Origin of the sequence: Micromonospora sp. KC721 (genome assembly GCF_004348355.1) — a bacterium.
GTDB lineage: Bacteria > Actinomycetota > Actinomycetes > Mycobacteriales > Micromonosporaceae > Micromonospora.
On record NZ_SMJY01000072.1, the window covers coordinates 1 to 25,345 of the forward strand.

General features: G+C 71.4%; 24 protein-coding genes and 1 tRNA gene. 5 read left to right on the plus strand and 20 right to left on the minus strand.

Features of this window, described 5'->3' with window-relative positions; translation table 11 throughout:
• Positions 1–51 precede the first annotated feature (51 nt).
• Entirely contained in the window at positions 52–558 is a 507-nt protein-coding gene (locus E1182_RS14560; protein ID WP_132265165.1) for a DUF2231 domain-containing protein, read from the minus strand.
• 153 nt (positions 559–711) lie between these two features.
• Here E1182_RS14560 and E1182_RS14565 point away from each other — a divergent pair, with 153 nt between their 5' ends.
• Complete coding sequence (locus E1182_RS14565) at positions 712–1,329, plus strand: pyridoxamine 5'-phosphate oxidase family protein (RefSeq protein WP_132265167.1); 618 nt, start codon at positions 712–714, stop codon at positions 1,327–1,329.
• A 61-nt stretch (positions 1,330–1,390) separates the two neighbouring features.
• Here E1182_RS14565 and E1182_RS14570 read toward each other — a convergent pair whose 3' ends face one another.
• The 10 genes from E1182_RS14570 to E1182_RS14615 all read right to left on the minus strand — a co-directional run bounded on the left by E1182_RS14570 (position 1,391) and on the right by E1182_RS14615 (position 9,523).
• Positions 1,391–1,783 carry a nuclear transport factor 2 family protein gene (locus E1182_RS14570; protein ID WP_132265169.1) on the minus strand — a complete coding sequence of 131 codons (393 nt, stop codon included), beginning with the start codon at positions 1,781–1,783 and terminating at the stop codon, positions 1,391–1,393.
• 85 nt (positions 1,784–1,868) lie between these two features.
• The gene (locus E1182_RS14575) at positions 1,869–2,141 is read right to left on the minus strand and encodes a hypothetical protein (protein ID WP_132265171.1); all 273 of its coding nucleotides are present in this window, start codon (positions 2,139–2,141) and stop codon (positions 1,869–1,871) included.
• 1 nt (position 2,142) lies between these two features.
• On the minus strand, positions 2,143–2,424 hold the full coding sequence (locus E1182_RS14580) for a hypothetical protein (RefSeq protein ID WP_132265173.1): 282 nt from the start codon (positions 2,422–2,424) through the stop codon (positions 2,143–2,145).
• Positions 2,425–2,741: 317 nt separating this feature from the next.
• Positions 2,742–3,794, minus strand: coding sequence for a WxL protein peptidoglycan domain-containing protein (locus tag E1182_RS14585; protein ID WP_132265175.1), 1,053 nt, complete (start codon positions 3,792–3,794; stop codon positions 2,742–2,744).
• 64 nt (positions 3,795–3,858) lie between these two features.
• Positions 3,859–4,482, minus strand: a complete 624-nt coding sequence (locus E1182_RS14590) for a hypothetical protein (protein ID WP_132265177.1) — start codon at positions 4,480–4,482, stop codon at positions 3,859–3,861.
• 39 nt (positions 4,483–4,521) lie between these two features.
• Positions 4,522–6,948: a family 43 glycosylhydrolase gene (locus tag E1182_RS14595; RefSeq protein WP_132265179.1), complete on the minus strand. Its 2,427-nt coding sequence runs from the start codon at positions 6,946–6,948 to the stop codon at positions 4,522–4,524.
• Between the two features lie 156 nt (positions 6,949–7,104).
• Positions 7,105–7,341: a hypothetical protein gene (locus tag E1182_RS14600; protein ID WP_207921401.1), complete on the minus strand. Its 237-nt coding sequence runs from the start codon at positions 7,339–7,341 to the stop codon at positions 7,105–7,107.
• A 738-nt stretch (positions 7,342–8,079) separates the two neighbouring features.
• A complete protein-coding gene (locus E1182_RS14605) occupies positions 8,080–8,487 on the minus strand; it encodes a hypothetical protein (protein WP_132265181.1) in 408 nt (135 codons plus the stop codon).
• On the minus strand, positions 8,442–9,194 hold the full coding sequence (locus E1182_RS14610) for a cation transporter (protein WP_132265183.1): 753 nt from the start codon (positions 9,192–9,194) through the stop codon (positions 8,442–8,444). The genes E1182_RS14605 and E1182_RS14610 overlap by 46 nt, the downstream gene beginning before the upstream one ends.
• Positions 9,194–9,523, minus strand: coding sequence for a helix-turn-helix transcriptional regulator (locus tag E1182_RS14615; protein WP_207914450.1), 330 nt, complete (start codon positions 9,521–9,523; stop codon positions 9,194–9,196). The genes E1182_RS14610 and E1182_RS14615 overlap by 1 nt, the downstream gene beginning before the upstream one ends.
• Positions 9,524–10,123: 600 nt before the next feature.
• Here E1182_RS14615 and E1182_RS14620 point away from each other — a divergent pair.
• Complete coding sequence (locus tag E1182_RS14620) at positions 10,124–10,435, plus strand: hypothetical protein (RefSeq protein ID WP_132265185.1); 312 nt, start codon at positions 10,124–10,126, stop codon at positions 10,433–10,435.
• A 16-nt stretch (positions 10,436–10,451) separates the two neighbouring features.
• Here the strand turns inward: E1182_RS14620 and E1182_RS14625 are convergent.
• Positions 10,452–10,525, minus strand: a tRNA-Thr gene (locus tag E1182_RS14625).
• A 111-nt stretch (positions 10,526–10,636) separates the two neighbouring features.
• Here E1182_RS14625 and E1182_RS14630 point away from each other — a divergent pair.
• On the plus strand, positions 10,637–12,385 hold the full coding sequence (locus E1182_RS14630) for a metallophosphoesterase (protein WP_371687552.1): 1,749 nt from the start codon (positions 10,637–10,639) through the stop codon (positions 12,383–12,385).
• A gap of 261 nt (positions 12,386–12,646) precedes the next feature.
• Here E1182_RS14630 and E1182_RS14635 read toward each other — a convergent pair whose 3' ends face one another.
• The 6 genes from E1182_RS14635 to tmk form a co-directional block, all read right to left on the minus strand.
• Positions 12,647–13,486, minus strand: a complete 840-nt coding sequence (locus E1182_RS14635) for a regulatory iron-sulfur-containing complex subunit RicT (protein WP_132265190.1) — start codon at positions 13,484–13,486, stop codon at positions 12,647–12,649.
• 62 nt (positions 13,487–13,548) lie between these two features.
• Positions 13,549–14,214 carry a hypothetical protein gene (locus E1182_RS14640; RefSeq protein WP_132265192.1) on the minus strand — a complete coding sequence of 222 codons (666 nt, stop codon included), beginning with the start codon at positions 14,212–14,214 and terminating at the stop codon, positions 13,549–13,551.
• Positions 14,214–14,519 carry a hypothetical protein gene (locus tag E1182_RS14645; RefSeq protein ID WP_132265194.1) on the minus strand — a complete coding sequence of 102 codons (306 nt, stop codon included), beginning with the start codon at positions 14,517–14,519 and terminating at the stop codon, positions 14,214–14,216. The genes E1182_RS14640 and E1182_RS14645 overlap by 1 nt, the downstream gene beginning before the upstream one ends.
• Position 14,520: 1 nt before the next feature.
• Positions 14,521–14,847: a YbaB/EbfC family nucleoid-associated protein gene (locus E1182_RS14650; protein WP_132265196.1), complete on the minus strand. Its 327-nt coding sequence runs from the start codon at positions 14,845–14,847 to the stop codon at positions 14,521–14,523.
• Between the two features lie 107 nt (positions 14,848–14,954).
• A complete protein-coding gene (locus E1182_RS14655; protein WP_132265198.1) occupies positions 14,955–16,217 on the minus strand; it encodes a DNA polymerase III subunit delta' in 1,263 nt (420 codons plus the stop codon).
• Positions 16,217–18,316, minus strand: coding sequence for a dTMP kinase (tmk, locus tag E1182_RS14660; protein WP_132265201.1), 2,100 nt, complete (start codon positions 18,314–18,316; stop codon positions 16,217–16,219). The genes E1182_RS14655 and tmk overlap by 1 nt, the downstream gene beginning before the upstream one ends.
• Positions 18,317–18,685: 369 nt before the next feature.
• Here tmk and E1182_RS14665 point away from each other — a divergent pair, with 369 nt between their 5' ends.
• Positions 18,686–19,894 carry an amino acid deaminase/aldolase gene (locus E1182_RS14665; RefSeq protein ID WP_132265203.1) on the plus strand — a complete coding sequence of 403 codons (1,209 nt, stop codon included), beginning with the start codon at positions 18,686–18,688 and terminating at the stop codon, positions 19,892–19,894.
• A gap of 90 nt (positions 19,895–19,984) precedes the next feature.
• Here E1182_RS14665 and E1182_RS14670 read toward each other — a convergent pair whose 3' ends face one another.
• Positions 19,985–20,566: a TetR family transcriptional regulator gene (locus E1182_RS14670; protein WP_132265205.1), complete on the minus strand. Its 582-nt coding sequence runs from the start codon at positions 20,564–20,566 to the stop codon at positions 19,985–19,987.
• A gap of 225 nt (positions 20,567–20,791) precedes the next feature.
• Between E1182_RS14670 and E1182_RS14675 the strand changes: the two genes are divergently transcribed.
• Entirely contained in the window at positions 20,792–22,093 is a 1,302-nt protein-coding gene (locus E1182_RS14675; RefSeq protein WP_132265207.1) for a D-arabinono-1,4-lactone oxidase, read from the plus strand.
• Positions 22,094–22,164: 71 nt separating this feature from the next.
• On the opposite strand, the gene topA is transcribed toward E1182_RS14675, so the two are convergent.
• The gene (gene topA / locus E1182_RS14680) at positions 22,165–25,002 is read right to left on the minus strand and encodes a type I DNA topoisomerase (protein ID WP_132265209.1); all 2,838 of its coding nucleotides are present in this window, start codon (positions 25,000–25,002) and stop codon (positions 22,165–22,167) included.
• Positions 25,003–25,345 lie beyond the last annotated feature (343 nt).

Below are 25,345 nucleotides of genomic sequence, written 5' to 3' on the forward strand. Positions count from 1 at the left end.
GCTGCCGCCCCCGCCACCCCCGGCCGAACCCGCTGCCGCCGAACTGTTCCGTCATCGCACGTCTCCGATCCGTTGCGTGGCCGCCGGGGGCCGCAGTGAGCTGGGCGCGTCCAAACCGGCCTCCGGGTCGACGCCGACACCGAGCCGGTCGACCAGTTCACCGCCGAGCCAGGCGCTGACGCCGAGCAGGGCCACCGCGACCACCTCGATCGCGATCAGCGCGCCGCCGGCCGTCCGGGACTCGGCGTTGAGCCGGACCGCCCAGACGGCGGCGAAGAGCAGGATCACCGCGACGTTCGCGGCGGCGTGGGTGAGCGCCACCCGCTTGGCGCGGGTGCCGGCCGGGATGGCGAGCAGGTCGACCGTCCCGGCCGCCGCGGCCAGCAGGCCACCGCCGAGGCCGACCGTGATGTTCCAGTACGCCACCTCGCCCAGGAAGTCGGGACCACCGACCGCGTCGACGATGTCGAACAGGGTGCCGGTGACCAGGAGAGCAAGCGGAAACATCACCAGCATCGGGTGCACGGGGTGACCCAGCGCCTTCAGTCGGCTCTCCATGGTGGGCCTCCACTGCTCGCGTCCGGACGCTGATGGGCGGTACCCCCGGCTCGGGTGGGCAAACCTCGCGCTGGCCGGCGCCGCCTACCCTGACGGACGGCGGCCGGTGGCCATCGGAGGTGCCACCGAGGTCAACGGACGGGGGAGTCAGACGTGACGGTGGAGATCACCTCGGCGGAGGAACTGCGCGAGCTGGTGGGGGCACCGATGCCCCGGGCGGTGACCAAGGAACGCGTCGTGCTGCACGAACGGGACCGGCAGTGGCTGGCGGCCTCCCCGTTCTGCCTGGTCGCCACAGCCGGGGCGGACGGCAGCTGCGACGTATCACCGAAGGGCGACCCAGCCGGTTTCGTCACGGTGCTGGACGAGGTCACGCTGGCGATCCCCGAGCGGCCCGGCAACCGACGCGCCGACGGTTACCGCAACATCCTGGAGAACCCGCACGTCGGGCTGATCTTCCTGATTCCGGGGCGCACGGACACCCTGCGGATCAACGGCCGGGCCCGTCTGATCCGCGAGGCACCCTGGTTCGACGACATGGTGGTCAGGGGACATCGACCGATCCTGGCCATCGAGGTGGCCGTCGAGCAGATCTTCTACCACTGCGCCAAGGCGTTCCTCCGCTCCGAGCTGTGGCAGCCGCAGACCTGGCAGCCGGACGTGCTGCCGCCCCGGCCCCGGCTCGTCAAAGAGGTCGAGAGCGTCCCCGACACGCTGGCCGAACTGGAGCGCCGCTACGGCCCGGAGTACCTGAAGAGCCTGTACCGGTAAGCATCGGCCGGCCGCCGGGATGGCCCGGCTCCAGCCGGCGGGCCGGCGGAGCGTTCCTCGGTCAGCTTTCGTCGCGGCGGGCAGCGATCGGTTGCGTCGGCCAGAACGGCCACTCCTCGAACGAAGCACAGCGCCCGTCCTCGGCGAACCGGATGATCCACAGGTCGCGATACTCCTGGTCGACCGGGTCTGCGTACCGGACCTCCACCCGCGCCACGGCGGTGTTCCCCTCGACCGCGATGATTTCGCTGGTCATCTGGAACACCTCGGCGGGGCCGTTGCGCTCGTCCTCCCACATCCGGGCCAGGGACGGCAGTCCGACGACCGGCGACCGGTAGGGCCCCTGCCGGTAGGTCACCCCGTCGACGAAGATCTCGGCGAGCGTCTTCGTCCCCGGTGTCCGCCACGCCCGCTCGTACGCCGCGATCCAGCCAACCACCTGCTTCCGGTCCACGGTGTCCAGCCTGCCACCGGGTAAGCCGCCACGACGGCGAACCCGGCCGATCCAGATCGTCACGGCCTGACGGGACGGCAGGCACTCACCCTCGTAGCGCGCGCGACGCCGGGCAGCCGAGTTTCTTCCGCAGTTCGGCGATCTCGGCGGCAAGCTGACGCCCGGTGGCGGTCTGCGGAGGCATCGTGCGGTAGGTGTCGTCGAGCCGCACCACCAGGTCGCACAAACTCCGCTCGGAGGTCCGGGCGACGGAGTTGGCGTACACCATGGACGAGACGGCCACCACCGCCGCGAACACCAACGACGCGAACACGACCTGCCACGCTCGGGACGGCAGGCGCCAGGGCTCCGTCGTCATCTCAATCACCCGTTCCGCAGAGCGGCGGCGATGGCGACGGCGGCGACGGCGAGTCCTGCGGCCGAGACGGCGATGGCGAACTGGTCGTACCGCTGACGCCATTGCTGCGCAGCGACAGCAGCCCGACGCCCGCCGGGATCCCGAGGATCGCCACATACGTCCCCAGGAGAACGGCATTGGCCTGGCCGGGCGGCACGATCGCCGTCTGGTGAACTATCCCGCCGAGGCCCACGAAGATGCAGCCACCATCGAGAATGATCCTGATTGCTCGTTCTGCTCTCACTGCGCACAGGTCCTAACCCTTTCGTCACCTCCTGGCCGTCGCTCGCCGAGTGGGCGAAGCACCAGTTGGCTGATCGAGGTTGATACGCCTGGAGGCCGCACGCGCCGCTGGGCGCCAGCGGCGCCGCGGGTGCGCCTGCCCAGGCGACGCACTGCGCCGGGCGTACCTCCACGGTAGCGAGACAGAGGACAAAATCCCAGGTCAGAGCCACTATCTGCAAACATGCGCAGGAGCGCCGCTCGCTGCGGGGTCGCCGCACCGATCACCCCACGGCGTCCGGTGCCGCTCGATCGGGGGTGGCCGGTGACCCGGCAAGGTCAGCGTGCTGAACCCGTCGAGACCCCTGCCGTGGTGGCGGAGGCGCGACCCTCCTGCCGGGCCCGTTCGAGCAGCAGGGCGAGCCGCCGACGACGGCGGCGACGCAGAGCCCGAAGCGCCAGGGCGACCGCCATGAGAACGACCACCAGGCACAGTTGCGGCCACGGCACCGCCCAGACCGTCACGGTTGAGGTGGCCGGTCGGGCCTCGGCGACGGTCCCGTCGCCGAGCGCCGCCGGAGTGACCGCCACGGTCGTCCGCAACAGGCCCAGCCCCCAGACACCGCCGACGCGGGCCTGGGCCACCCGGCTGCCGCCGGGCAGCAGCTCCTCGACGTCGACCGTGGTGTCCCGCCCGGCGAGGCCGAACAGTTCCGAGACGGTCACCCGACCCTTGCCGGACGCCCAGGCGTTGCCGTCGTTCGCCACCGTGTAGCGGACCCGGACGGTGCCCGGCGAGAACGGGTTCCAGGAGTGGCCGTACGTGGCGGTGAGGCCGTCGATGGCCAGGGCCGCCAGGGCCGTGCCGCTCACGCGCAGCATGACCCGGAAGCCGACCCGGCTCTCGACGGCGACCGTGCCGCCGCTGCTGGTGACCGACGCCGCGATGCCGGCTGGGTGGTCACCCGGCGTGGCGTTCCGGGGCACGGCGATGGTGAACGGCACCACCTTCGTCTCGTTCGCACCGACGGTGACCGTGTTCCGCACCGTGATCCAGGTGCCGCCGTCCTTCGACGCCTCGCCCGAGGGCAGCATGTTGAAGCGGCCGTTGTCGGTGAGATAGCCGTCGGCGGCCTGGAGGCGGAAGACCGCGGCTCTGTCGCTGAAGTTGCGCACGGCCAGGTGCTCCGTCACCACCTGCCCGGGATCGAGGGTGCGCTCGATCCACCGCCGACCGTCCGGGCCGTCCGGATTGGCCGGCTGCACCGCCCAGGTCAGCTTCGGCGCGGCGGGTTTCGCGCCGGCACCGGTGGGCGCGACCGGAACGGTGACGAGCACCGCGGCCAGCACGGCGAGCAGCCTCGGCAGCGCCTGCGGCACGGAACGGATCATCGGGTGTCCTTCGGCGGCCGGGGTGCGGGGTGGGGCCGCTGCGATGGCCCCACCCCGCGCGCGATCATTCGAACAGGGACAGGGTCAACGTCGAGGTGTACGCCCCCGCGGCGACGTCCGCCGGGGTGCGCAGGTACAGGTCGGCGTTGACGGAGTACGAGTCACCGGCGACAGCCCCGGAGTCGTACGTCGACATCAGCAACTCCTGGTCGGCCAGGCCGACATTGTTGCCAGGCTGGGTCGGTTCGTCCAGAACGGTCACGACCTCCTCGCCCTCGCTGACCGATCCGGTGGCCCCACCGTCGATCAGCCTCGGCTTCCAGCCGAGGTGACCGGCGCTGATCGGCGCCTGCCCGGCGTTGCCGACGAAGTCGCTCGCACTGCCGACCACGGCCCAGGCCGCACCGGCCGGCACCTCGTCGGCGGTACGGGTGTCGGTGACCGTCACCGTCGGCAGTGTGCCGACGAACTGGCGGACCAGCAGGGTAGAGCCGTCCTCGGACAGCGCGACGGAGTCGCCCGCGATCGACAGGGCGAGCACGCCCGGCTCCCGGATCTCCTCGATGTCGACCGTTACCCGTACGTCGTCGTCCTCGGCCACCGCGGGCGACGGCAGCGCCGTCGTCCCGGCCAGGAGGGCAGTCGCGGCACCGGCCGCGAACAGCCCCCTACGCTTCCATGTGTTCATGTGATCTCCGTTGACGTCTGCCGTTGGTGGGTTCGTTGATCATCTGCCGCAGCTGATGGCGGGGTGGGTGGCGGTGGCGACGGTGGTCACGGTGCTGCCGTCGATGGTGCCGGTGGCCCGGACGGTGGCGGTGCCGGCGGCGACCGAGGCCGCGCGGGTGGCGAAGGACTGGTAGGCGTTGGCGCCGGGCGCGACGCCGGTGAACGTCCGGTTGCCGTGGACGGTTTCCAGGGTGATGTCGACGGGTGCGGTGTGGCCGTTGTGTGCCTGCACCGCGACGTACGCCCGGCCCCCGACGCACCGCGCCTGGGCGCTCGCCGTCACCGGCAGCTCGGGCCGGCCGGTCGCGGCCTCGAACTCCCAGGAGTCGATCTCGAAGAGGTCCGTTCCGGCGGGTCCCTCGTAGGTGAAGTAGACGTCGTGCACGCCGCTGACACCTTCGATCGCCGCGGTTACCTCGGCCCACCCGCCGGCCGGCGTGTCGACCGGGACCGTGCCGACCACGGGACCCGCGACGTCGCCCAGGCGTACCTGGATCCGGCCGCCGGCGGCCAGCGCCCGCACCTTCGCCGTCACGCTGGCGACGCCGTCGGTGCCGAAGTCGACGGACGACAGCGCCGTCCAGTCGCCGCTGTCGATGTCCCGCACCACCAGGTTCGGCGCCGAGGTGCCGAACTGGGCGGAGCCGCCGTCGACCTTCGCGGTCGCGACGCCCTTGCTCCAGCCGAAGGTCTCCGCCTCGAAGACGCGGAACGGGTCGAAGTTCCTGACCTGGTCCACGCCGGCGTAGGTGCCCACGACCTGCTGGATCGTGCCGTCCGGGTTGAAGGTCAGCTCCTGGATGTGCGGGCTGCGGTACCCCTGCGTGGTGTTGCCGTTGATGCGCTTGTTGAGCGTCGGGGCATGGTAGGTGAAGTAGTACTTGCCCTCGAACTCGAACACCGACTGGTGGTTGTTGCCGCCGGTGCCGGCGCCGAAGAACTGCGACTGGTTGGGGAACAGCACACCCGCGTAGGTTTCCTTCGGCCACGACATCGGGTTGTCGGAGATCAGGTAGCCGATCTGGCCGGCGCCGGGGTAGCCGGGCAGCGGCGTCTGGTTGCCGCCGAAGTCGGGCCCGCCGAAGTGCGACGAGTACGAGAGGTAGTACTTGCCGGAGCGCTTGAAGACCTGCGCCGCCTCGAAGGAGACCGGCGTGTCGACCACCACCGCCGACCCCTGGGTCGAGATCATGTCATCGCCGAGCTTGATCGCCCGGATGTTCTTCGGGTTGTTGAAGCGCTCGGCGGCCGGCATGCTCGTCGACGCGGGGCCGCCACCGAAGTAGAGGTAGGCCTGGCCGTCGTCGTCCACCAGCGGAGCCGGGTCGAACTTCCACGCGACGTCCTCGGCGCCGGGCGTACCGCCGTTGATCAGCGTGCTCGTGCGCTCGCTGGTCCACGGGCCGAGCGGCGACTCACCCGTGATCACGTTGCTCGAACCGCCGCCGTTGGCGTAGTAGAGGAAGAACTTCTCCTTCCCGTTCACCGTCTTCTTGGCCATGCCGGGCGCCCACGAGTTGCCGGTGAACGGCGCCACGCCGTTCGGGCCCGCGACCTGGATCTCGCCGTGGTCCGTCCAGTTCACGAGGTCCTCTGAGGAGATCAGCGTGATCTGGTTGATGCTGCCGTAGTTGATGCCCGGCGAGACGCCCGTGACCGGGTCGGGTGCGTAGCCCTGGGTGTCGTTGGTCAGGTACAGGTACACCCGACCGCCATGCACGAAGCCGAAACCGTCGGCGCCGAACTTGTGTCCGATCAAGGGGTTGTGCTCACCGGGCAGCTTGCCGACCACCTCGATGGTCTTCGACGGCGGCGGGGGCGGTGCCGCGCCGACCACCGACACGTCGTCGAGCTTGAAGTCCATGAGGTGCAGGTCCGGGTTACTGGCCGGCGCGCTCGTCCACGGCGTCTCGAAGAAGAGCCGCGCCGTCGACACGTTCTGCGTCGCCGGGATCGTGAAGGTCCCGTTGAACTGCGCCCACTGGCCCTTCGTCGCGACCACGCTGACCAGGTTGGTGTAGGTGGACCCGCCGTAGTGCATGGTGGCGAAGAACTGCTTCGTCGCCGGCCCGTTCGCGTTCTCGTACTTGACGCGGGCCGTCAGGGTGTAGGCCTGCCCGGCCTGCACCTTGCCGCTGAGATCCTGCATCGGCCCGGACCCGGTCGTCGCCCGGCCGGTGACGAGCACCGCGCCCGTACCGGAGTAGGCGTCCGGGGTCGACGACAGCACGGCGCTGTCGGTCGGGTTGCCGTTGTTCGCGAACCAGTTGGCGACGCCGGCCTCGAATCCGCCGTTCACGATGAGATTCTGCTCGGCGGCCTGGACCGGCGCCGACGGGGCTACCAGCCCCGCCGTCAGCATGGCACCGACCGCCGCGACCGCGGTGACCCGTCGCCGGGTAGCCCCTCGCAAGCGTTGTTTCACCCGTGTCCTCCTTCGCTCTGACATGCACTGTGGTCACCGACCCTGCTTTCGGTCGGCGCGACGGTTGGCCCTGTGGCAGGACGGGCGGCCGGGTCGAGGCGCAGCAGACCGCTCGACCCGGCCGCCGGGAAGAGGCCGGTGATGTTCCGTGGCGGGCTACCCACGACAGCCGATGGCGGGGTGGGTGCGGGTGGTGAAGGACTGGTAGGCGTTGGCGCCGGGCGCGACGCCGGTGAACGTCCGGGTGCCGTGGGCGGTTCCCAGGGTGGTGTCGACGGGTGCGGTGTGGCGGTTGTCGCTGACCGGCTGGGGCTGCTCGCGTATCGACGAGCTCGCCTGCACCGCGACGCACGCCCGGCCCTCGACGCACCGCGCCTGGGCGCTCGCCGTCACCGGTGCACAGGAACGCGCCCCTGACCGCGGCGAGAACCGCCGCAGCCCTCCGGACGCCGCAGATACGCCAGGACCCACGGATACCTTCAATCGCACTCCAAACGCGAACATGGCGGGGACCTCATAGTGTTATCGCTCACATACGCTGTCAAGATGTCGCCGTGACTTGCCGGAAATCTGCGTGAAACAGTCGCGATGCGCCTTGAAGCGCTCCTCCGAGCACCAGGCCAACCCCCCGCTGGTCAGGCATAGCACGCCCGACTCTCAACAAAATACCTGGAAAGGATGTATCGGGCGAAAGCCTACGAGCAACGAATACCGGGCGTCATGTTTGCGCTAATACGCTCACCCCTGCACCGGATGGAGCAACCCAGATGGCACCGGTACACGACTATGTTGAAACGTGGAAGACAAATGAGCGTCGACAATGCCATTAACTCGTCTTCGCGTCCTTCCCTGTGTGAGGGATTCGGGTGACGATGCACATCGCACAGACAACAGCGCGGCCCTGGCCAACGCTCCCGCTGGTCAGGGCCGCACTCTGAGCCGCCTGACGGAATCGAACCGTCGACCTACGCTTACCGGATGTCACGGTCCTGAGCTCGTCACTGTCTTGCCGGGCACGTCCCTGCGCGCCGCCAACCGGATGCCCCGCACACCTCAGCAGCGCACACGGGGAAACGAGCCCCACGGCAGCGACCACGAGGGCTGCGGCGGGGAGGCTGTGGCCTTGCTGCGTCAGGGCAGCGTAAACCCCGGTGCGGTGACCCACGAGTGCCGCCCGGTGCTCCTGTCGGGCCGGCCCGGGCAGAGCCCTTCCTGGACAACGGCGTCGATGGCGTCGGCGATCGGGTCGGGCGCTCCGGGCGGGTTGTAGAAGCTCATATTGGCGGCCACCGTGACCTGGCGGGCGCCGACGGCGCTGTGCAGCGAGATGGTGCTGTATCCGAAGCCGAGTCCGTCATGACCCCAGACGGGGCCGCAGGCCAGTGGACGGGTCCAGATACCCAACCCGTAGGAGCCCTTCTCAGGATGCGCCGGGTCACGCGGGACGACAGTCCGTAGCTGGGCCAGTTCGGCCGGACGGAGCAGGCGGCCGGTCAGCAGTGCCCGGTGCAGCAGGAGCAGCCCGGCTGGCATCCGCACCCGTCACCCTCGCCGGTGCCGCGCCCGTCTGCTGCGGTGCCGGTGTCAGCGACGGGGGCGGTCAGGGGGACGGTGCAGCACGTGTCGCCGCGCCACGCCTCGCGGCCTTCCTTGACCGCCACGGCGGCGATGACCAGTGCGGCGACGGGGTCGGCCCAGGACCACCCGAACAGGCTGTTCACTCCGAGTCCGACGAGCAGGACCGCCGACAGGTACGTGCACAGCAGGGTCTGCTTGGAGTCGGCGACCGCCGAACGGGAGCCGAGTTCCCGGCCGGCGCGGCGTTGCGCGTACGACAGCACCGGCATGATCGCCAGCGACAGCGCGGCCAGCACCAGACCGATGCTGGAGTGCTCGGCCTCAGCGCCACCGACCAGCGCCCGCACCGACTCCACCGTCACGTAGGCGGCGAGAGCGAAGAACGAGACCGCGATGATCCGCAGGGCGACCTTCTCCCGCGCCTGCGGGTCACGGCCGGCGAACTGCCACGCCACCGCCGCCGCCGACGACACCTCGATGACCGAGTCCAGCCCGAAGCCGATCAGCGCGGTCGACGACGCGATCGTGCCGGCGGTGATCGCCACGACCGCCTCGATGACGTTGTAGGTGATCGTGGCGGCGACCAGCAGCCGCACCCGGCGGGCGAGCACCTGCCGGCGCGCCGGCGACGGCCCCGCGGGTGTCGGGGTGACCAGGGGCCGGGTCATCAGCAGCAGCCCTTCTCGTCGGAATCCGCGCAGGCGGCCGGGTCGACCGCCAGCACGAGGCCGAGCAGGTCCGCCAGGGCATGCGCCAGGCGGGCGTCGGCCAGCTCATACCGGGTGCGGCGGCCCTGCGGCACCGCGACCACCAGGCCACAGCCACGCAGACACGACAGGTGGTTCGACAGGTTCTGCCGGGTCGTGCCCAGCAGCTCGGCCAACTCGGCCGGATATCCCGGCCCGTCGCGCAGGGCCAGCAACAGCCGCGCCCGCGTCGGGTCGGACAGGGCATGGCCGAAGCGGGCCAGCACCTGCCCGTGCGTCAACGTCTCCACACCACAGATAGTACATTCGAAGCTGTACCAACAGGAACTACCACTGGGCTGTCCGACCGCCTCGTCGGAGGGGTTCTGACCATCGGCGCGCTGCGTTGAGCCAGTCCAGCACGCCCCGGGCCTGTCGATAGACAAACATGAGGCCCTGGCCAGCGCTGACGCTGACCAGGGCCTCACTCTGAGCCGCCTGACGGGATCGAACCGTCGACCTACGCATTACGAGATCAAGATGGGCGACCCGCCGGCCTGGGCACATGATGGTCTAGCAGCGGAAATACCTTCCGACATCTCTCACCGCTCCCCCAGCTTCGGTGGACCTCCTGCCGACCAGATGCGGACCGTCCGCAGCTAGCAGGCAGACTCCTGGACGAAGGTTTCGCGCTCCCCGGTGTCCGGGTCGTCGGCCCACTGCCACAGGCTCACCTCCCCCCGCCAGCTACGCTGAGTGTTCAATTCAAGGCTTGCTTTGGCATCCTTCATCCTCAGAACTAGCTGACCATCCGCTGCCAAGTCGCCCGGGCGCAGCTGGCCGCTACCGGAAACCGTGTTCGTAGAGCCGTCCGCGTTGGGACCGAACATGGCCTCAGACACCGTGAAGGCGTGATCTGGCGTGATCTGGATGACCCCACCCTGACGGGACTGGAAGACCCCGCACAGAGCGTCGATGCGAACCGGCCACAGTGCGCGCCAGGCAAGGGCACCTGGCAACAGCGCTACCAGGAGGCCGGCGGCCACAAGCGCCGTCTTTCCCCTACCCATGCTCGTCTCCTGCCGATGTCCGCCGTCAGCTTGGCCAGCATCCTGTCCGCGTTGGATGAGGCGGTCGCTGCGCGGGATGCGGACTATTTGCGGACTCGCACCACCGGCGGCGGTGTGGTCGACCTTGGGAAACGGCGAAGCCCAGGCCGTTGACCTGGGCTTCTCACCGAGCCGCCTGACGGAATCGAACCGTCGACCTACGCATTACGAGTGCGTCGCTCTAGCCGACTGAGCTAAGGCGGCAACGATCAGCAAGTGTACGCCACCGCACCCCGACCGGCCGAGGGGGTTCCCTCACCGCGATCCGGACATCCGACGGTTGCGTGACTGCGGGATTGACGGACGCCGACTACGCTGCGCCGGGTGACGGACGACGCAGGAAGCCACTCCGAAGCCGTACCCGCCGAGGACGCTCCCGGTGAGCGGGCCGCCCGCCGGCCGCGCAGCACGGATCCCGTCGAGCTGGGTTTCACCCCTCGCGGGCCGGTGCCGTGGCTCGCGCCGTTCCTGCTGATCAGCACCGGCATCCGTACGCTGCTGGCGATGCTGTTCGGGGCGTATCTGGACAAACGGGAGTTGCAGAACGCCCTGGAATCGCGGATCAACCGGCAGGTCGGGCCGGACGGCGGGCTGTGGCTGGACTACGTGGCGGACCTCGGTGACGGCTTCAACGCCACCTACTCGGTGGCGTACCTGCTGGCGCAGCCGGAGCTGACGGTGGACGGGCACCGGCTGCCCCGGGCGCAGACCCTGGTGATGGGGGGCGACCAGGTCTACCCGTCGGCGGCCTACGAGGCGTACGAGGACCGCTGCAAGGGCCCGTACCAGGCGGCGCTGCCCTGCCCCCCGCCGGAGCGACCGACGCTGTTCGCCGTCCCCGGCAACCACGACTGGTACGACGGCCTGACTGCCTTCCTGCGGATCTTCGCCCGATCCCGGGACCGCCACTTCGGCGGTTGGGGCACCGGCCAGTCCCGTTCGTACTTCGCGGTCGAACTGCCGGCCGACTGGTGGCTACTCGGCCTCGACGACCAGTCCGGGTCGTACCTGGACGATCCGCAGCTCGCCTACTTCGACGAGGTCGCCCGGAGGCTGGGACCGGGCAGCCGGGTGATCCTGGCGGTGCCGGCACCGACCTGGGTCAAGGCCGTCGACCACCCCACCGCGTACGACTCGATCGACTACTTCATCCGTACGATCATCGCCCCCACCGGCGCGCACGTGCGGCTGCTGATCTCGGGCGACCTGCACCACTACGCCCGGTACGCCGGCCCGGATCGGCAGCTCGTCACCTGCGGCGGTGGCGGCGCCTACCTCTATCCGACGCACAAGCTGCCCGAGCGGATCGAGGTGCCGCCGAAGGACACCCTGTCCCGGCGGGCCAGCCGCACCCGGTCGTACGAACTGGCCGGCCGGTATCCGGATGCCGCGCGTTCCCGCCGGTACGGCTGGGGGATCTTCGCCCGGCTGCCGTTGCGCAACCCTGGTTTCACCGCGTTGCTCGGCATCCTGCACACGATGTTGATGCTGGCCGTGGCCGGGATCGCCGACAACCGGGCGGGCACCACCGAGCAGCGGCTGTTCAGCGTCCCGCTGCTGCTCGTACTGGGGGTGACGCTGCTGGGTGCGGTGTTCTTCGCCAAGCCACCCACGGCTCGCGGAAAACGGTACGCGCGGCACTGGATCCTGGGGGCCGGCCATGGCCTGGCCCATGTGGCGCTGGCCGTGGCCGGCGCGTGGTTGTGGCTGGCCCTGCCGTTCCACGACTGGTCGTGGCCGCTGCCCGTGGTCGCCGCCACGGTCGGCTACGCCCCGGCCGTCGGGCTGGTGGCCAGCCAGGTGGTGGCGGGCTACCTGCTGATCGCGGGCGGTTTCGGGGTCAACCTCAACGAACTCTTCGCCGGTCAGGGCATCGAGGATGCGAAATCCTTCCTGCGCATGCGTATCACCCCGGACGGCATCCTGACCATCTATCCGATCGCCGTCGACCGGGTGGCCCGTGGTTGGCACCTCAACCCCGACCAGTCCCCCTCCGCCAGCTGGCTGCTCCCCACCACTGTCCTCTCCGCCCGCCTGGCCGAGCCCCCCATCACCCTCAGCTGACTGCCCGCCGCACTCCGAACCCGCTTCGCCTCGCCTCGCCTCCGCCGCGGCGGTGCGGCCGGGGGCAATCATCCACTCCGGCTGCGCCATATTGGGCCGACCCGCAGCGCGGAAGCAGTCGGATGGCGCAATCGAAGCTGATCAAGTGCCGGGACTCACCTACCTGACGCAAACAGGTGTCGGCCACGGTGGGCCGGACGCCCGACCCGGCGCGAAGGAAGCCGACCAGCCGACCGGGCCCCCACCTGGCGCGAGCGAAGATCAGGCTAGGTCGGATGGGCGGTCGTCGTAGGCTCGGCGGGGTCCGCAGACGTCGGACAGGGCACAACGCTTCGTGGACCCATCGGAGATCGACCGGACGGTGACCGTCCCGCTCGGCGGGTGGCGGGACACCACCTTCCCCAGGCCGTCGGGGGTCTCCACCCGTTGACCGCTCGCCGGATAGTCGCTGCTCGCGGCATACAGCGGATGCTCGTACTTCAGGCAGCACATCAACCGGCCGCAGGCACCGGAGATCCGCAGCGGATTGAGCGGCAGGTCCTGGTCCTTCGCCATCCGGATGGTCACCGGCTCGAAGTCGTTGAGAAACGTCGCGCAGCACAGATCCCGGCCACACGAGCCGATGCCGCCCTGCACCCGCGCCGAGTCCCGGGCGGAGAGCTGCCGCAACTCGACCCGACACCGCAGGGTCGCGCCCAGGTCGCGAACCAGCGACCGGAAATCCACCCGGTGCGGCGCGGTGAAGTAGACGGTGGACCGTTCACCGGCGTCATCGGCGGCCAACACGTGGTCGACCGCAACCACCTTCATAGGCAGCCCGTGCTCCCGGATCAGCCGCTTCGCCGCCACCTTCGCCTCGGCCTTGCGCCGGCGCAGCAGCTCGTCGCGGCGCAGGTCGTCCTCCTGGGCCAGGCCGGCCAACTTCGGGAAGCCGTCGGTGTCCTCCGAGACCCACTGCGCGGCCCAGACGCACTCCGCCACCTCGGGCCCGTCGTCGGTGGGCACCAGCACCCGGTCGCCGACCTGTGGGCGGAACTCGCCCGGATCCAGGTAGTAGAGGCGCCCGTACCGGTTGAAGCTGACCGCACAGAGCATGCCCATGCGTTCCACCCTACGACGCCGGACCGGTGCGACACGATGCCGCGCACGCGGACGGCACGGACTCAGCGACCCAACCGCAGGGTGCCGTCGTACTGGACGGCGACACCGGGTGACCCGCGCCACGTCGACTCCGTCAGGCTCGGCGACCACTGGCGCAGCAGCGTCTCCGCCCCGTCGTACGCCACCCCGAGCACCGCCAGCACCCGGGCGGCGACCTCCGCCGCCGCGTGGATGCCCGCCCCGGGTGCCGCGCCCGGGGCGGTGGCGGCGTGCACCCGGACCGCCTCGGCCGAGCTCACCACCTCGGCGAGCACCCGGGCCACCGCGAGCCGGCTCCCCTCCACCCACTGCGCCAGGGCGTCGGCGTACCCGGCGGTCGACTCCAGCCGCCCGACCAGGCTCTCCGGCCCCTCGTCGAGGTGACGCAGCAGCGCCACCCGGGCCTCGTCGTACGCCGACGCGGCCGGACCGGACCACAGCGCCCGGTCGGTCAGGGCGGCGCAGGCGTCGTCGTACCGGGGCACCAGGCGGCGCACCGCGTGCCCGGCGTTCGCCAGCGGCGCCGGGTGCAGGTCGAGGAAGGCGCGCAGCGCGTCGCCCGGCAGCACCTGCATGCGACGCAGCAGCGGCCAGAGCCGGTGCCCCTCGGGAGCACCCGCGGCGAGCAGCTGGTCGACCCGGCGCAGCAGATCAAGGCCGGGCTCGGCGAGCCGGTCCAGGGCGTCCATCAGACCTCCCCGAGCAGCCGCCGCCGCGCGGAGTCGTCTGCTGCCGCGTACCGGTCGGCGGCGCTGCGCAGGGCGGCGGCAGCGGCCGCCAGCCGGGCGGCGGCGGCCTCCGCCTCGCGGGCCCGGTCGCCGGTCGCGGCGGTCCACTGCCGGTGCAGGGCCCGGCCGATCTCCCCGGGCCGGCCCGGCGCGTCCGCACCGAACGCCGGGTGCGCCGGGTCGGCGGCGGTCACCGTGCGGGAGAGCAGAGCCAGCGAGGCGCTCGCCTCATCGAGCCGGGCGGCGAGGGCGCGCAGCGGGTCCATCTCAGGCCCCCGCCAGCGGCCGGTACGCCGCGAAGGTCTCGTTGTGCAGCTTCTCCCGGGCCCAGAGCGCCGCGTCGGCGGCGGCGGTCACGGCGGCCCGCACCGAGTTGGCGACCTCCCGGGGGTGGCGGTGGTGCAGCGGGCCGAGGAAACGCACGTCGGTGATGCGACCGTTGGCGGTCACCACCACCTCGACCAGCCCGTCCGGTGAGCGGACGGTCACCTCGACGGTGTCGACCGCCTGGTCGAACTCGGCCTGCAGGGACTCGATGCGACGGTAGCGTCGCACCGCCTCCTCGATCCACGCCTCGTCGATCTCGCGCGGCATCGGTTCTCCCCCCGCCGACCTCACCCAGCGTGCCACCGCCGTCACCACGGCACACCGGACCGTACCGCACGCCGACGACACGTGTCGATGCCGGAAGGGAGGATCCGTCACCCCTTCCAGAGGGAGAGCATCATCGCCTCCACCGCGATCCGCGGCTTGACGTTGGCCTCGATCGCCGCCCGGCACTCCAGCACCGCTTCCAACCGGCGCAGGGCGCCCTCGGCGTCCCACTTCCGGGCACCGGCCTCGGCCATCTCGGCGGTGTCGGTGTGCACCGGGGCCACCGGTGCGCGCAACGCCATGGTGAGCGCGTCGCGGTAGAAGCCGGCCAGGTCGACCAGCGCCCGGTCGAGAGCGTCCCGCTGGGCCCGGGTGGCCCGCGACTTCTGCCGCTTCTCCAGGTCCTTGAGCTGCCCGGCGGCACCACGCATGGCACCGGCCGCGCCGCGCCCGGTGCCGCCCGCGCCGAGCGCGGTCTGCAGCGCGGCCCGCTCGGCCGCGTCGGCTTCCGCGACCGACGCCTCTGCCTCCGCCTCGGCCGCCTCGATCAGCGCGGATGCGGCGTCCAGCGCCGCGCCGACGCCGGTGAGCCGGCGCGGCACCGCCAGCACGGCGTCCCGGCGCTTGCGGGCCTCCGGGTCACGGGCCAACCGCCGGGCCCGCCCGACGTGCCCCTGGGCCGCGGCGGCGGCCCAGGCGGCCACGTCCGGCGCGACGCCGTCCCGGCCGACCAGCACCTCGGCCACCGCGACCGGCGGCGGCTGACGCAGGGGTACGACCCGGCAGCGCGACCGGATGGTCACCGACACGTCGTCCGGGTGGGTGGACGGGGCGCAGAGCAGGAAGACGGTTCGCGGTGGCGGCTCCTCGATCGCCTTGAGCAGCGCGTTGCCGGCCGCCTCGGTGAGCCGGTCCGCGTCCTCGATGATGACGATCTGCCAGCGGCCACCGGACGGCGTGCTGGCCGCCCGGAGCACCAGCGCCCGCATCTCGTTCACCCCGATGGAAAGACCTTCGGGCACCACCAGCCGGACATCGGCGTGGGTGCCGGTCATCGTGGTGTGGCAGCCGGGGCAGCGACCGCAGCCGGTGCCGTGCGCACACTGGAGGGCGGCGGCGAAGGCCCGGGCGGCCACCGAGCGGCCGGAGCCGGGCGGGCCGGTGAAGATCCAGGCGTGGGTCATCGCCCCGCCCGGATCGGCGGGCGCCTTCCCGGCGGCCTCCTCGACCAAGGCGTCGAGGACGTCCGGCTTCCCGGTGGACGGCGCGGCGTGGGCCGCACGCAGCACGGCGGCGGCCGACGCGGCGGCGCGACGCAGTGTCTCGACCGCCTCGTCCTGGCCGACCAGGTCGGCGAAGACGTCCGGCATCAGGTCCGATGCTCCATCGTCACCAGCTCCGTGTCGGATAACTCGGGCTGCACCGAGGTGTCCGGGCCGTGCGCCGGGCGCGGGTGCACGATGCCGGCCGGGTCGACCAGGAACTCCTCCACCCGGCGGGCCACCAGGGCGGCGATCTCCTCGACCGGGCGGGTGGCGTCCAGCACCAGGTAGCGCTTCGGGTCGGCGGCCGCCAGGTCGAGGAAGGCGTACCGGACCCGCTCGTGGAAGGCGAGCGACTCGGCCTCCAACCGGTCGGGGCCCTGGTTGCGGGCGGTCACCCGGGAGCGGCCGGTACGCGGGTCCACGTCGAGGAGCACCACCAGGTCCGGCTTGAGCCCGCCGGTGGCCCAGGAGGAGAGCCAGGAGACCTCCTCGACCGGGAGCGTCCGGCCGGCCCCCTGGTACGCCAGCGACGAGTCGACGTACCGGTCGCTGATCACGATCGCGCCCCGGACCAGCGCCGGTCGGACCACGGTGGCCACGTGGTGGGCGCGGTCGGCGGCGTAGAGCAGCGCCTCGGCGCGCGGGGAGGGTGCCTGGTCACCGGAGTGTTCCAGCAGCAGGGTGCGGATCCGCCCACCCATCGCGGTGGCCCCCGGCTCGCGGGTGACCACGACCTCCCGCCCCCGGTCGCGCAGCCGCGCGGCGAGCGCCTCCAACTGGGTGGACTTGCCGGCGCCCTCACCCCCCTCGAAGACCACGAAAAGGCCGTTGGAGACGAACGACTCGGCCGGCATCAGCGGGCGACCCCGGATCGAGCCCCACAGGTCGGCCAGGACCGGTACGCCCTTCTTGTCGTCCATCTGGCCGAAGGCGCTGATCCCGGCGAAGATGCCGGCGACCCCGGCGGCCAGGAGCAGTACCCGGGTGGAGGAGATCGAGATCTGCGCACCGGCGAGGTCGAGGGTGTGCGACCCGCCGATGCCGGCGAGCAGGCCGCCCAGGGCGATGGCGAGGATCAGCACCAGCCGGGTGCCGATCTGCACCACCGCGAAGACCCGGCCGCGCATCTCGTCGGCGATCTCGCCGCCGAGCAGCGTGACCCCGGAGAGGAAGGCCATACCGGCACCGGCGCCCACCAGGATCGCCCCGACGATGGCCATGGAGAGGTGGATGGCGAAGGCGAGGGTCATCACCGACGCGCTGGCCAGCACGATGCTCATCCCGAACCAGCGGCGGCGGGACAGGTCCCGGACGATCATCGGACCGAGGCCGATGCCGACCCCGAGACCGATGAAGATCGCCCCGAAGAGCAGGAAGAAGGCGGCGTCACCGGCGTTCAGCGAGGTGGTGAAGAACTGGGCCGTGCCGATCACGATGCCGCCGCCGGCGAACGCGCCGAGGATGCCGAGCACCAGCCCGCGTACCAGCGGGGTCTGGCCGATGAACTTCCAGCCCTCGGTGAACTGGCGCAGCATGGTCTGCTCGTCGCGTTCCTGACCGCCGGCCCGCGCCTGGCTGATCTCCCGGATACCGAACACCACCACCAGCGCGGTGGCCAGCCGGGAGAACGCGTTGACCCAGAGCGCGAGGTCCGCCGGTTCGGCCCAGGCGGGCATCTCGCCACCGGTGATGGTCCGGACGCTGCGGTCGAGCACCGCGGCGACGACCGCCGCGAGGACCGGGGTGAGGCCGTACGTGGTGATCAGGGTGAGCTGGTTGGCCGCCTCCAGCCGGGCGCGGGGGATCAGGTTGGGAACCGCGGCCTCCTTGGCCGGGATCCAGAGCAGGGTGACCGACTCGATCAGGAAGGTGGCGATCGCCGCCCAACCGACCACCACGGCCCCGCTCGCGCCGAGCAGGGCGACCAGCGGGATCGAGGCGAAGAGCAGGAAGCGCAGGATGTCGCAGATGACCATCGTCCAGCGCCGGTCGAAGCGGTCGGCGAGGACGCCCGCCACCGGGCCGAGCAGCAGCGCCGGCAGCAGCCGGACGGCGATCACGCCGCCGAAGACCGCGCCCTTGGCCGTGCTCCCCGACACCTGGGAGGCGGCGAAGACAGAGGTGGCGAGCAGGCCGAACCAGTCGCCGAAGGAGGCGGCGCCGAGCACGATCCAGAGCCGCCGGAACGGGCGGATGCGCAGCACCGAGCGGATCGCGGCGTAGCCGGACAGGTCGGCCGGCGGAGCAGGCTGCGCGGCGGACTGCCCGCCGTCGGCGTGCGGGGCGGACGGCCCGGCGTGGCCGGGTCGCGGCGGAGACTGCCCGGTGCCGCCGGCTTGCGGGGATGACGGCGACACGCCGGACGACTCGCCGTGCTGCTGGCTTTCGATGGCCGTACCTCCACGTGCCGGCCCAACGCTGGGCGGTCCCGGTGCAACACTCTAGTCCCGGTGGGAGCCCTTCCCACCGTGACATTCTCCTGCTCGCCGAGCCTAGGCCGCCGACCCCAACCCCCGCAGCCGGCATACATGAGCGGGTTTCGTATTTCTCCTCCGGACAGTTAGCGTGCATCCGTGGCCATCGACAGCGACACCCTGCGCGAGCGCCTCGACCGGGCGACCGCCCACCTCGACCCGCCGTACGCCGTGGTCGACCTCACCGCGTTCGACGCCAACGCGAACGCGCTGGTCGGCCGGGCCGGCGGCAAGCCGGTCCGCGCCGCCAGCAAATCGATCCGGACCCGTGCGCTGATCGCCCGGGCGCTGCGCGGACCGGGCTGGGCCGGGGTGCTGGCGTTCACGCTGCCCGAGGCGATCTGGCTGGTCCGCACGGGCGTCACCGACGACGCCCTGGTCGCCTACCCGACGGCCGACCGGGGGGCGCTCGCCGAACTGGCCGCCGACCCGGTGCTCGCCGCGGCTGTCACCCTGATGGTCGACGCGACCGACCAACTCGACCTGATCGACGCGGTGTGCGCCCCCGGCCGCCGCCCCGAACTGCGGGTCTGCCTCGACCTGGACGCCTCTTGGCGACCGCTGGGCGGGCGGGTGCACGTCGGGGTACGCCGCTCGCCGGTGCACAGCGCCCGGGCCGCCGGCCGGCTCGCCGCCGCCGTCGCCCGCCGACCGGGCTTCCGACTGGTCGGGCTGATGTCGTACGAGGCACAGATCGCCGGACTCGGGGACGCCCCGCCCGGCCGGGCGGTCCTGGGCGCGGCGATCCGGCTCGTCCAGCGCGGGTCGTACCGGGAACTGCTGGCCCGCCGGGGCGCGGCGGTGGCCGCGGTACGCGAACACGCCGACCTGGAGTTCGTCAACGGTGGCGGCACCGGCAGCCTGGTCGCCACCAGCGCCGATCCCGCGGTCACCGAGGTCACCGCCGGCTCCGGCCTGTACGGGCCGACGCTGTTCGACGCGTACCGCGCCTGGCGGCCGGCCCCGGCGACGTTCTTCGCCTGCGCGGTGGTCCGTCGGCCGGCACCCGGCCTGGTCACCGTGCTCGGCGGCGGTTGGACCGCCTCCGGCCCGGCCGAACGCAGCCGGCTGCCGCGCCCCTGGCTGCCGGCCGGGCTGTCGCTGGTGGGCACCGAGGGCGCGGGCGAGGTGCAGACACCGCTGAGCGGACCGGGTACGGCCGGCCTGCGCGTCGGCGACCGGGTCTGGTTCCGGCACGCCAAGGCCGGGGAGCTCTGCGAGCACGTCAACGACGTGCACCTGGTCGCCGGGGACGAGGTGGTCGACACGGTGCCGACGTACCGGGGCGAGGGCCACGCCTTCCTCTGAACCGCGCCCGTCCGACGGGTGCGCTGTGCACCCTGCCTCCGGCGCGGCGGCGACTGGTCGCTCGCCGCGCCGGTCAGCCGGTGCCCGGCGTCAGGCCTGCGCCGCCGACTCGGGCTCGGTCGTAGCCTCGACGTGACGGTGCAGGTACTCGCGGATCAGCGCCTTGGCCTCGGCCAGCACCCGCTCGTCCCCCTCCGGCTTGCGACGGAACGCCAGCTTGATCAGGGCGTCCGCGGCCTCGACGGCGATCTCCAGACAGAACCGCAGCCGCGGCTCGTCGACCATTCCGAACCGCTCGGTGAGCACCCGGGCCAACTGGTCGGCGATCACGCCGTTGTTGTCCCGCTGCTCGTCGAGCAGGTGCAGGTCGACCACGTCGCCGAAGTGCAGGGTACGGAACCCGGGGACGGTGCGGTGCATCGTGATGTACTCGTCGATGCCGGCGTCGACGCCGTCCCACCAGTGGGTCAGGTCGTCCGAGGCGAACCGCTCGTCGAGCCGTTGCAGGTAGGACTCCATGGTCCGCAGGGTCAGCGCCTGCACGATGGCCCGCTTGTCCGGAAAGAACTGGTAGACCGACCCGATCGCCACCTCGGCCCGCTCCGCGAGCAGCGTGGTGGTCAGCCCCTCGTACCCCACTTCGTCGACGAGTTCGGCACAGGCGTCCAGCATCCGCTGGACCCGCGCGACACTTCGACCCTGCACCGGAACGCGGCGCAGCGGTCCGGTCGTGGCGGCTGGTGAGGACACTCGGCGCCACCCCCCTTCGACGGAAGAACATATCTGCATGTCACGTGTTCGTGACTACCGGTACAACGAGCGGATCTCGATTACGGTATTTACCAGGCACAACGTTCCTGATATGAAGTCAGTTCACATTCATGTCGAGGAGCGCGGATGGCCGGCACCACCACCTGGTCCAACTGGGCCGGAAACCAGCACAGCCTCGCCCCCGCCATCCTCCGCCCGGACACGATCGACGGTGTCACCGAGGCTGTCCGGGACGCCGCCGCGGCCGGCGAACGGATCAAGGTGGTGGGTAGTGGACACTCATTCACCCCGATCGCGGTACCCGACGGGCGGCTGCTCGAACTGACCGCGCTCGAGACCGACGTACGGGTGGACCTCACCACCCGGCTGGTCACCGTACCCGCCGGGATGACCCTGCGTACGCTCAACGCCCTGCTCGCCGGGCACGGCCTCGCCCTGCCCAACCTCGGCGACATCGACGCCCAGACCATCGCCGGCGCGATCTCCACCGGCACCCACGGCACCGGCGCGGCGTACGGCTGCCTCGCCACCTTCGTCGAGGCGCTGGTCCTGGTCACCGGCACCGGCGAGGTGCTGCGCTGCTCGGCCGTCGAACACCCCGACGTCTTCGCCGCCGCCCGGGTCGGGCTGGGTGCGCTCGGCGTACTGGTCGAGGTGACCCTGCGCTGCGTCGACGCCTTCGTGCTGCGCGCCCACGAGCGCCCCGGGCGGTTGGACGACGTCCTGGCCGCCCTGCCGGCGCTCGTCGACCGACACGACCACGTCGAGTTCTTCTGGTTCCCGTACACCGACCGGGTGCAGGTCAAGACCAACGACCGGGTGCCCGCCGACGACCGGCCACTGCCGCGCTGGCGTGGCTGGCTCGATGACGACTTCCTCGCCAACACCGTCTTCGGCGGGCTCTGCCGACTCGGTCGCGCCCTTCCCCCGGTGGTGCCGACGATCAGCGCCGTCTCCGCCCGGGCCCTCGGCGAACGCAGCTACACCGGCCGCTCCGACGCGGTCTTCTGCTCCCCGCGCCGCACCCGGTTCGTGGAGATGGAGTACGGCATCCCGCGCGCCGCCCTACCCACCGCGCTGGCGGAGTTGCGCCGCATCGTCGACAGGCTGCCGTTCAAGGTGCTCTTCCCGGTCGAGGTGCGGTTCACCGCCGCCGACGACATCTGGCTGTCGCACGGGTACGGGAGAGACTCGGCGTATCTCGCCCTGCACCAGTACATCGGCACGCCGCACGAGCCGTACTTCCGGGCGTTCGAGGAGGTGGCGACCGAACTGGGCGGCCGCCCGCACTGGGGCAAGCTGCACTGGCGCGACGCCGCCTCGCTCGCGCCCGCGTACCCGAAGTGGCCGGACTTCCAGATGCTCCGCGCCCACCTCGACCCGCACCACCTCTTCACCAACCCCCACCTCAGCCACATCCTCGGCTGACGACCCCATCGATCTTGGAAGCGCAACGGCCCCCGGCGGGGCCATGTCCTTGCAAGATCTGAAGCGGTGCCTCAGTCGGTGGTGGTGGTGGCCTTCTTCGCGGGGGTGGCCTTCTTCGCGGGGGTGGCCTTCTTCGCTGCGGTTCTCTTCGCGGCCGTCGCCTTCTTGGCCGTGGCCTTCGTCCCCGTGGCCTTCGCCGCAGCCTTCGTCGCCGTCGCCGCCTTCTTCGTCGCCGTGGCCTTCTTCGTCGCCTTCTTCGGGGCCGGGCCCTTCGCCCGCTTCTCCGCCAGCATCTCCGACGCCTCTTCGAGAGTCAGCGCCTCCGGGGTCTGCCCGCGCCGCAGCGACGCGTTCGTCTCCCCGTCGGTGACGTACGGGCCGAACCGGCCGTCCTTGATGACCAGCGGCTTCTCCGTGAGCGGGTCGTTGCCCATCTCGCGCAGCGGCGGCGCGGCGGCCCGGCGCTGGCGGGTCTTCGGCGCGGCCAGCAGGGCCAACGCCTCCTCCAGCGTGACGGTGAACATCTTCTCTTCCGAGTCCAGCGAGCGGAACTCGTCGCCGCGCTTGACGTACGGGCCGTAGCGGCCGTGGTTGGCGAAGACCTCCGCGCCCTCCGGGTCCACCCCCACCAGGCGGGGCAGGCTGAGCAGCCTGAGTGCCTCGTCGAAGGTGATCGAGTCTGGCGACTGGGAGCGCAGCAGCGAGGACTTCCGCTCGCCGCTGGCCACGTACGGACCGAACCGGCCGGACTTGAGCAGGATCGGCTCCCCGGTGGCCGGGTCGTCACCCAGTTTGCGTTCGCCCCCGCCGCCGAGGAACAACTCGTGCACCTTCTGCGGGGTCAGCTCGTCCGGTGCCAGCCCTTCGGGGATCGGCGCCCGGTCGCCCGGGGCGCCGCTCTCCTCGCCCTCCGCAGCCGGCGCGGGCTGCTCGCCCGGCACCGCCCGTTGCAGGTACGGCCCGTAGCGGCCCACCCGGACGAGGACCTCGCGCCCCTCGTCGTCGGTGAAGAGCGGGATGGAGTTGACGCTGCGCGCGTCGATGTCGCTGAGGTTCTCGGTGACCAGCTTCTTCAGCCCACCGGCGTGGGCGATGGCCTGGTCACCGGTGCCGTTGGCGCTGCCGAAGTAGAAGGAGGTGAGGAAGTCGACCGCCGCGTGGTCACCGCCGGCGATCTCGTCCAGCTCGTTCTCCATGCTGGCGGTGAAGTCATAGTCGATCAGGCGCGGGTAGTGCCGCTCCATCAACCCGATCACCGCGAAGGCGAGGAAGGACGGGATCATCGCCTGGCCGCGCTTGAAGACGTACCCGCGGTCCTGGATGGTCTGCATGATCGACGCGTACGTCGACGGCCGGCCGATGCCCAGCTCTTCGAGGGCCTTGACCAGCGACGCCTCGGTGTAGCGCGGCGGTGGCTGGGTGTGGTGGCCCTGGGCGGCCAACTCGTCGGCGGTGAGCGGCTGGTCCTTCACCAGGTTGGGCAGCCGGCGCTCGGCGTCCTCGGCCTCGGCGTTCTCGTCGTCGCTGGACTCGACGTACGCCCGCAGGAACCCCGGGTCGGTGATGGTCTTGCCGGTCGCGCCGAAGTCGGCCTCCTCCTGGGCGGCGCTGACCGCCCGGATGCGCACCGACACGCTGGAACCGACCGCGTCGGTCATCTGCGAGGCGATGGTGCGCCGCCAGATCAACTCGTAGAGCTTGAACTCCTCGGCCGACAGCTCCTTGGCCACCTCGCCCGGGGTGCGGAAGTTGTCCCCCGCCGGGCGGATCGCCTCGTGCGCCTCCTGGGCGTTCTTCACCTTGCCGGTGTAGCGGCGCGGCTCCGGGGGCACGCTGCGCTCGCCGTACAGCTCGACGATCTGCCGGCGGGCCGCCGCGATGGCGGTCTCCGACAGGTTCACCGAGTCGGTACGCATATAGGTGATGTAGCCGTTCTCGTAGAGCCGCTGCGCGGTACGCATCGTCTGCTGGGACGAGAACCGCAGCTTGCGGGCCGCCTCCTGTTGCAGGGTGGAGGTGATGAACGGCGCGTACGGGCGGCGGCGGTAGGGCTTCTCCTCGACCCGGGTGACGGTGAACGGCCGCCCGTCGAGGCGGGCCGCCAGCCCGCGTGCCCCGCTCTCGTCCAGGTGGACGACTCCGGCGCCCGGCTTCACCCGACCCGTGGTGGGTTCGAAGTCCTTACCGGTGGCGATCCGGTCACCGTTCAGCGCGACCAGGGTGGCGTGGAAGGTGCGTGGCCCCTCGCCGGCCTGCTCGACCGCCAGGGTGGCGAGGATGTCCCAGTACTCGGCGGTGCGGAACGCCATCCGCTGCCGCTCCCGCTCGACCACGATCCGGGTCGCCACGGACTGCACCCGGCCCGCCGAGAGTTTCGGCATGACCTTCTTCCACAGCACCGGGGAGACCTCGTAGCCGTAGAGGCGGTCGAGGATGCGCCGGGCCTCCTGGGCGTCGACCAGATCCCGGTCGATCTCGCGCGGGTTGGCCACCGCCGCCTGGATCGCCGGCTTGGTGATCTCGTGGAAGACCATTCGCTTGACCGGCACCTTGGGCTTGAGCGTCTCCACCAGGTGCCAGGCGATCGCCTCGCCCTCGCGGTCCTCGTCCGTCGCCAGGAGGATCTCGTCGACCTCCTTGGCCAGCTTCACCAGCTTGCTGATCTGCTGCTTGCGGTCGGCGGAGACCACGTAGAGGGCGTGGAAGCCGTTGTCGACGTCCACCCCGAGCCGGGCCCACGGCTCACCCTTGTACTTCGCCGGCACGTCCGCGGCGTTACGCGGCAGGTCGCGGACGTGACCGAAGCTGGCCTCCACGACGTACCCCGGGCCGAGGTAGCCCGAGATCGTCTTGGCCTTCGCCGGTGACTCGACGATGACCAGACGGGTGGTTCCAGCGTTGCTCGGCACGTCTCTCCCCGACCTCACTCCTAGTCCATGCCCGTTTCGGGCCGCCCTGCTTCATGCCCGCTTCGGGCCGCGCTGTACCCACCGGACCGCCGGTGGTCCGGATGTCCAACGTAACGCGCCGCCCGGGTTGCGGGTTTCGGGGGCGGCAGTCAGCCCCTCGCGACGTACGTGGCCTGTGCCGCGCGGGCTGCACGGGCCGGACGGCGTCACCGTACACCGTGGGTAGGGCCGAAGGCGGACCACTGTGACGATGACGGACTGTCGGCCGAGGTACACCGGGCCGTTCTACCGCCGACTCCGCCGCCGAGCTGTCCCTGATCGGACAGCCCGCACCCCTTGACCC

What these genes read in the sequence shown, in the direction of transcription:
- E1182_RS14675 (WP_132265207.1), top strand. Translation starts at nt 20,792, where the DNA reads ATGGCCGGCACCACCACCTGGTCCAACTGGGCCGGAAACCAGCACAGC.
- E1182_RS14575 (WP_132265171.1), bottom strand. Translation starts at nt 2,141, where the DNA reads ATGACGACGGAGCCCTGGCGCCTGCCGTCCCGAGCGTGGCAGGTCGTG.
- E1182_RS14585 (WP_132265175.1), bottom strand. Translation starts at nt 3,794, where the DNA reads ATGATCCGTTCCGTGCCGCAGGCGCTGCCGAGGCTGCTCGCCGTGCTG.
- E1182_RS14635 (WP_132265190.1), bottom strand. Translation starts at nt 13,486, where the DNA reads ATGGGCATGCTCTGTGCGGTCAGCTTCAACCGGTACGGGCGCCTCTAC.
- E1182_RS14645 (WP_132265194.1), bottom strand. Translation starts at nt 14,519, where the DNA reads ATGGACCCGCTGCGCGCCCTCGCCGCCCGGCTCGATGAGGCGAGCGCC.
- E1182_RS14670 (WP_132265205.1), bottom strand. Translation starts at nt 20,566, where the DNA reads ATGCTGGACGCCTGTGCCGAACTCGTCGACGAAGTGGGGTACGAGGGG.
- E1182_RS14590 (WP_132265177.1), bottom strand. Translation starts at nt 4,482, where the DNA reads ATGAACACATGGAAGCGTAGGGGGCTGTTCGCGGCCGGTGCCGCGACT.
- E1182_RS14655 (WP_132265198.1), bottom strand. Translation starts at nt 16,217, where the DNA reads ATGCCGGACGTCTTCGCCGACCTGGTCGGCCAGGACGAGGCGGTCGAG.
- E1182_RS14640 (WP_132265192.1), bottom strand. Translation starts at nt 14,214, where the DNA reads ATGGACGCCCTGGACCGGCTCGCCGAGCCCGGCCTTGATCTGCTGCGC.
- E1182_RS14650 (WP_132265196.1), bottom strand. Translation starts at nt 14,847, where the DNA reads ATGCCGCGCGAGATCGACGAGGCGTGGATCGAGGAGGCGGTGCGACGC.
- E1182_RS14560 (WP_132265165.1), bottom strand. Translation starts at nt 558, where the DNA reads ATGGAGAGCCGACTGAAGGCGCTGGGTCACCCCGTGCACCCGATGCTG.
- E1182_RS14610 (WP_132265183.1), bottom strand. Translation starts at nt 9,194, where the DNA reads ATGACCCGGCCCCTGGTCACCCCGACACCCGCGGGGCCGTCGCCGGCG.